This window comes from Pelotomaculum sp. FP (assembly GCF_004369245.1).
Classification (GTDB): Bacteria; Bacillota; Desulfotomaculia; order Desulfotomaculales; family Pelotomaculaceae; genus Pelotomaculum_C; species Pelotomaculum_C schinkii.
In genome coordinates, this window is the sequence record NZ_QFGB01000100.1 from 1 (window position 1) to 6,252 (window position 6,252).

Sequence of the window (6,252 nt, forward strand, 5' to 3'; positions counted from 1 at the left end):
TCGCCTTAGCTGTTCACAATAAATGAATTGAGGCTTATTGGTTTTCCTGTTCCGTGAGCAATATTTATTAATTCTATGTAAACAAGAGAATAAGGGGAGTAGACTCTAAAATTAGGGGTTTAAACCGATGTACATCTTGAATGCAGCATTGTTAATTGGTATCAGCGCCATTATAATTACCGGGATTCTCATTTCACAAGTGATTTTTAACTTTGGAGCAAATGGCAACAATCATATACTTGTTGCCGTACATAAATGGGTTTCTTATGCCTGCGCGGGACTCTTGGCAATCCATCTTGCAGTGCATTGGCGTTATATTCTGGTATCTGTACGCAGAACATCTGCAGCTTTTGAAGGCGGTAAGATAAGGAGAACAATCGAAACCCTCGGAGCAGCAGCGCTGCTTTTGGTCGTATTGTATTCTCAAATCATGCCCAGTTCGGATGAGGTGGCCCAAAATACCGTACCGCCAAAAGGTTCATCACAGGATACAATCACCACAAGAAGAATTGATTCCAGCAAAAATAGTGGGGTCTATGATCAGGATTACACAATTTTACAGGACACGCAAGCCGGTACGGCAGTAACTGTCAGTTTATCGGATTATCTTGGTAATATGTTTTGTACAGCCTGTGATAAACACTGTCCCTTATTAAGCCTGAAATGTGATCGGGGCAACCCGCAGTTGCAGGCTGCTAAAATTCAATACCAGAAGTTATATAGCTAAACAGCGTCACGGGCAAAGCATCTGCTTCTTTATATTTTTTCGAAGCGTTCCCCTATAATGGGGCGCTGGAAGGATGTGGGGGAGTTTATGGAGAAAGAACCATAGCAGCAGGTTCATTGTTAAGGGTGAGGCAATTCCATGCATTACATTGGAATGATCAATGACGCCATACAATATATAGAGGCTAATTTGCACCGGAAGCTTTGCTTGAAGGAACTCTCGGCCATGTATTATATATCACCCATGCATTTTTATCGTATCTTCCGGGCCGTGACCAATCAGACAGTTAAATCATACGTCCTTGGCCGAAAGCTTTCGGAAGCTGCCATAGCTTTGAAGAATACCGACTATAAAGTAGTAGACATTGCCTTCCGGTATGGTTTCAACTCTCATGAACAGTTTACCCGGAACTTCCTCAAAATGTTTCACGTTACCCCAAACCGCTATAGGAAAGAAAATGTCTCTGTTCCTTTGATGGATAGGATCGATGTCCTTGAGCGGGACTTTAGAAATGTCAAAAAGGACGTTGTTATTGATTACTTTTGCCGGGAGCTCAAAGAGATAAAGTTATTGGGAAAGGATGTTCTTTTTCATCCGGAGGACGTAAACGAAGTGACAGAAGTGTTTCGTATGGTGATTAGTTTTAAAGAAGAATTCATTATCCGAGGCACTGCGGGGCGGCTGTTCAGCGTCGTCCGGGCCGACCGCGGCGATCCGTCCCGCATTTATTGTTTCGTCGGTATAGCAGCGGAAGAGTATTGGGGAGACAGGTCCGGGTTGGCGGATCGGAGTATTCCCGCGTCCAAGTATGCAGTATTTAAGTATCCCGGGAAAATGGGATTAATTTTTCATACGGTGATGAAAGATTTATATAAATGGCTCGATGTAACAGGACTTGAAATCAATGTTGGCGCCGGGATTGATATGTTTGAACTATTTCCGGAGGATTACGCGCAAACCGGGAAATTTTATTTGTACGTACCGGTGCTTTGAATGAATTGCTGTAAAAAACCTCAAGATTTTACCTTCCATCCCGGTTATCTTTTAGATATATAGGCTAGAGAATTTTTAACGGGTAGGGGGGCAACCATGAAAGAGTTCAAGGATAAAGTTGCTGTCATCACGGGTGCTGCCAGCGGCATTGGACTGGGCATGGCCAAACGCTGTATACAGGAGGGCATGCGGGTAGTGCTTGCTGATGTGGAACAAGCTGCTTTGGACCGGGCTGAAAAAGAGCTCTCAGCTATGGGCGGGACAGTTTTGCCGGTGTTGACGGATGTTTCAAGGCTGCATCAGGTCGAAGCTTTGGCTAAGAAGACGGTCGAAGCCTTTGGGGCGTGTCATCTGCTTTGTAACAATGCCGGAGTTAGCGGCATGGAAGGTTCTATTTGGGAAAACAGCCAGACCGACTGGGAATGGGTTGTAGGCGTAAACCTCTGGGGAATTATCCATGGGCTCCGGGTATTCATCCCGGTGATGCTTGCCCAGGATACCGAATGCCATGTTGTCAACACAGCTTCTACCGCGGGACTTTTACCCTACCACCCGGGCGCGGCCTATCATGTCACCAAGCATGCGGTGGTGGCGCTGTCCGAGCATCTTTACCGGTCGCTGGCAGAAAAGGGGGCCAAAATAAAAGCTTCTGTTCTTTGTCCGGGTTTTGTTAAGACAAGAATTCTCAGTTCCTCACGAAATCTGCCGTTGGAATACCAGGGCAATCCCGCTGCAAAGCCCATGAGTTCCGGGTCGGAAGAGGCCGCGTGGAATTACCTGGTGAGAAATGGATTTAAGGTGTTGTCTCCTGACGAGGTGGCTGATGCCGTTTTTGCCGCAATTAAGGAAGAAAGGTTTTACATCCTTACTCACCCTGAGTTCAATGAGCTGGTCAGAAAGCGCATGGAAAACATTATCCAGGGACAAAATCCACCGCTTGGTCCGGTATCCTTCCGGAGTTAGTCAAGTGGACATCTCCTGATTTATACGGTTCATTAGAGATTATAAAAAAATGCTTTATACCCCTCGTCCCGGAGATCTCTCTGGAGGGGGTATTTTTTTAATTTCAATTTTAAGTCTGCTTTAAGTTAACACTCAGTTAACATTAAGATGCATAACTTATAATGACAGCATGAATTTAAAGCAAAAAAATAGAGGTGACATTATGAAAAAACAAAAATTCAGGCACGAGTTAAAACATTATATCAATATTTCCGATTATTTCACCATAAAAAGCAGGTTAAAACATATTGCAAAGCTGGACAGATTTGCCGGGAGTGACGGGACATATAAGATCCGGAGCCTGTATTTTGACAATCCTGATAACAAAGCGCTCATGGAAAAAATCAACGGGATCAACCATCGTGAAAAATTCAGAATAAGGTTTTATAATGACGACCCTTCATTCATCAAGCTGGAGAAGAAAAGTAAGACAAACAGCCTGTGTTCAAAGGCCGCGGCAAGAGTAACCCGGGAACAATGTGAAAGGCTGCTGGAAGGCGATATCGAGTGGCTTATCGCTTCCGGCAATAAACTGCTGCAGGAGCTGTATGCCAAGATGCAATATCAACTCATGCAGCCTAAAACCGTTGTTGATTATTTCAGAGAAGCATATATCTATGAGCCTGGCAACGTGAGAATAACTATTGACAGCAAATTGAAAAGTGGTTTGGTTTCCAAGGATTTTTTCAATCCGAACCTGCCGACCATGAATATAACCGCAAGCGGTCAAATCATTTTAGAGGTAAAGTTCGATGCGTTTTTGCCTGAGTTGATCAGGGATATAATTCAGACAAACGAGCGGCGCAATACGGCAATTTCAAAGTATGCGGCCTGCCGCATCTACGGCTAGCTAAGAAAACGGAGGTAAATTAAGTGAACGGTATTGATCAATTGAATTTTAACGACATCTTCAAGTCAAATATTTTGGATAAGGTTACATCGTTTTCGATGTTGGACGCGGTAATAGCGCTTGGTCTTGCTTTTGCGTTGGGGCTTTTTATTTTTTTAGTATATAAAAAGACCTTCAGGGGTGTTATGTATTCGGCAAGCTTTGGTGTTTCCCTGCTTTCCATGACGCTTATAACAACACTGATCATCATGGCGATCAGCTCAAATGTTATTCTCTCTCTTGGTATGGTCGGCGCGTTGTCTATTGTAAGATTTCGTTCGGCTATCAAAGAACCGATTGATATCGCCTTTTTATTCTGGGCAATCAGCGCGGGCATTGTTTTAGGCGCCGGGTTAATCCCGCTTGCTGTATTTGGCTCATTGTTCATCGGGGTAATAATGGTTTTGTTTGTGAACAAAAAGAGTACGGATAACCCTTATATACTGGTGATAAGGTGTGACGGCGATGAGAGTGAAAAGGACGCAATGGACTATATAGTGAAAAGCGTTAAGAAACATGTCGTGAAATCAAAGACGGTAGCCGCCGGCAGCGGTGTTGAGCTGACTGTTGAAATAAGGCTAAAAGATATGTCCACGAAATTTGTAAACGAAATCAGCCGTATCGCAGGGGTTAATAATGCTGTGCTGGTAAGCTACAACGGAGAATACATGTCTTAATGGTGGTGTAAACAATGATAGAAGGCAAGCGCATAAACTTGATAATTGCAATTGCTATGGTAATTGCTGTTATGTTTACAACCGCTTTAATCCTTTTCCCCGGCATGCTCAGTACTTCTGCTGCCACTGAACCCGAATACGTCAGCAAGGTATTTAACAAAGACGAGGTAACACAGATTAACATAGACATTAAACAAGAGGATTTTGACTGGATTCTTGAAAACGCAACCCAGGAGGAATACCGCAGCTGTGATATAACTGTAAACGGCGCCACCTTTTACAATGCCGGTATCAGGCCCAAAGGGAATTCAAGCTTAAGGACGGTTGCAGGAAACGAAAACACCGATCGATACAGCTTCAAAATTGAGTTTGACACCTACATTGCGGGGCAAACCTGTTTTGGCTTAAATAAACTGGCGTTAAACAATATCATTATGGATAAAACCTATATGAAGGAATATATCGCTTATGACCTGTTTGATTCCATGGGGGTTGTTACGCCCAAATATGCTTATGCCAACATAACGGTAAACGGCGAACCGTGGGGGCTGTACCTCGCCGTTGAGGTGATGGAGGAGAGCTTTGTAGAAAGAAACTACGGCAGTACGGAAGGGCGCCTTTACCGTCCGGAAGGCGCGGGCGCAGACCTTAAATGGACCGGGGACAGCGCCTCAAACTATTCAGGAATTAGAAACAATGCCGCCTATGACGTTACCGACAGCGACTTCGACAAGGTTATCACGATGATATATAACCTGAATAATGGAACGGACCTTGAACAATATTTAGACGTTGATTCGATCCTGCGATATTTTGCGGTCAACACCTTCCTGGTCAACTTTGACAGCTATACGGGGAATATGAAGCATAATTATTACTTATACGAGGAAAACGGTGTTTTTACGATTTTGCCATGGGATTTCAACCTGGCTTTCGCAGGCCACGAGATAAATAATGCGGAAGCGGCGATTAATCACCCTATAGACACACCCGTTACAAGTAGTTTAAGCGAGCGCCCTCTTCTCGGAAAGCTGCTTGAAGTGCCGGAGTATAAGGAGCTTTACCATAAATATTTAAGTGAAGTTGTTTCAAGTTATTTTGACAGCGGGGTATTCGAGAATAATGTGCAAAAGGTAGACGCGCTGATTGGCGACTATGTCAAAAACGACGCGACTGCTTTTTACACTTGCGAGCAGTATGAAAACTCACTTCCTGTTTTCCTGGAGTTTGCCAGGCAGCGCGCCGCAAGTATTACCGCGCAGTTGGCGGGAACGCTGCCTGCGACATCATCGCAGCAAGGCGACAATACTTCTAAGCAAAATACCACAGCTGCCGGTATTGATTTGAGCGCGCTTGGAGGTATGGGCGGCGGGGTGAGAGGTAACGGCGCAGGCGGTGAGGGCCGGAATAACCAGGGTATTCCCGCTGAGCAAAACAACAATAGAGAGCCTCAACCTGCTAATGGCGGCGGCCCCCCCGGCGACAGGAATGTGCAGAATCAAGAGAATATGGCTGAGATAATGGAAATTATGCAGGAAACTGAGAACGGCGAGCTTTCAGCTGAACAGATTGCCCGGCTAAAAGAATTGGGCCTGGACGATGACAGGATTGAGAGAATGAAAAATATGCCTGCCGGTATGCAGCAGCCCGGCAGAGCCAATGCCCGCCCCGGCGCCGCGCCCGGCAATGAAGGGATGAATCCATTTGGTAACAGGGGCACAAGCAATCAAATGTCTCCTGTGCAAATAGGCTATATTTCGGTCAGTGCAGCTGTTATTTTACTCGGATTATTGTTTGCCTGGAAATTCAGAAAACGAAAGTACAGCAGTTAATTTAAAGAGGCTGTATTTTCAACTGTGTAAATGGGAATAATCTCCAATATAAAACAAAAAGGAGAAATGACCATGACACAGTTAAACGAAAAGGAAATGCAGCTTGCAGCTCTGATTAGCGAAGAGTGTGCG

Annotated in this window: 6 protein-coding genes; all 6 read left to right on the forward strand. The window is 44.7% G+C overall.

Annotated features, from left to right (window positions below):
- Window positions 1-127 precede the first annotated feature (127 nt).
- The 6 genes from Psfp_RS20490 (at window position 128) to Psfp_RS20515 (ending at window position 6,120) form a co-directional block, all read left to right on the forward strand.
- On the forward strand, window positions 128-727 hold the full coding sequence (locus Psfp_RS20490) for a DUF4405 domain-containing protein (RefSeq protein ID WP_134220367.1): 600 nt from the start codon (window positions 128-130) through the stop codon (window positions 725-727).
- 138 nt (window positions 728-865) lie between these two features.
- Window positions 866-1,720, forward strand: coding sequence for a helix-turn-helix domain-containing protein (locus Psfp_RS20495; RefSeq protein WP_134220368.1), 855 nt, complete (start codon window positions 866-868; stop codon window positions 1,718-1,720).
- Between the two features lie 96 nt (window positions 1,721-1,816).
- On the forward strand, window positions 1,817-2,683 hold the full coding sequence (locus tag Psfp_RS20500; RefSeq protein WP_134220369.1) for an SDR family NAD(P)-dependent oxidoreductase: 867 nt from the start codon (window positions 1,817-1,819) through the stop codon (window positions 2,681-2,683).
- 202 nt (window positions 2,684-2,885) lie between these two features.
- Window positions 2,886-3,572, forward strand: coding sequence for a polyphosphate polymerase domain-containing protein (locus Psfp_RS20505; protein ID WP_134220370.1), 687 nt, complete (start codon window positions 2,886-2,888; stop codon window positions 3,570-3,572).
- Window positions 3,573-3,613: 41 nt separating this feature from the next.
- Window positions 3,614-4,288 (forward strand): DUF4956 domain-containing protein, encoded by a 675-nt coding sequence (locus Psfp_RS20510; protein WP_134220372.1) that lies wholly within the window; start codon window positions 3,614-3,616, stop codon window positions 4,286-4,288.
- 14 nt (window positions 4,289-4,302) lie between these two features.
- On the forward strand, window positions 4,303-6,120 hold the full coding sequence (locus tag Psfp_RS20515) for a CotH kinase family protein (RefSeq protein ID WP_134220371.1): 1,818 nt from the start codon (window positions 4,303-4,305) through the stop codon (window positions 6,118-6,120).
- Window positions 6,121-6,252 lie beyond the last annotated feature (132 nt).

Coding starts and splice junctions, on each gene's coding strand:
- Psfp_RS20490 (WP_134220367.1), top strand. CDS start 128: ATGTACATCTTGAATGCAGCATTGTTAATTGGTATCAGCGCCATTATA.
- Psfp_RS20495 (WP_134220368.1), top strand. CDS start 866: ATGCATTACATTGGAATGATCAATGACGCCATACAATATATAGAGGCT.
- Psfp_RS20500 (WP_134220369.1), top strand. CDS start 1,817: ATGAAAGAGTTCAAGGATAAAGTTGCTGTCATCACGGGTGCTGCCAGC.
- Psfp_RS20505 (WP_134220370.1), top strand. CDS start 2,886: ATGAAAAAACAAAAATTCAGGCACGAGTTAAAACATTATATCAATATT.
- Psfp_RS20515 (WP_134220371.1), top strand. CDS start 4,303: ATGATAGAAGGCAAGCGCATAAACTTGATAATTGCAATTGCTATGGTA.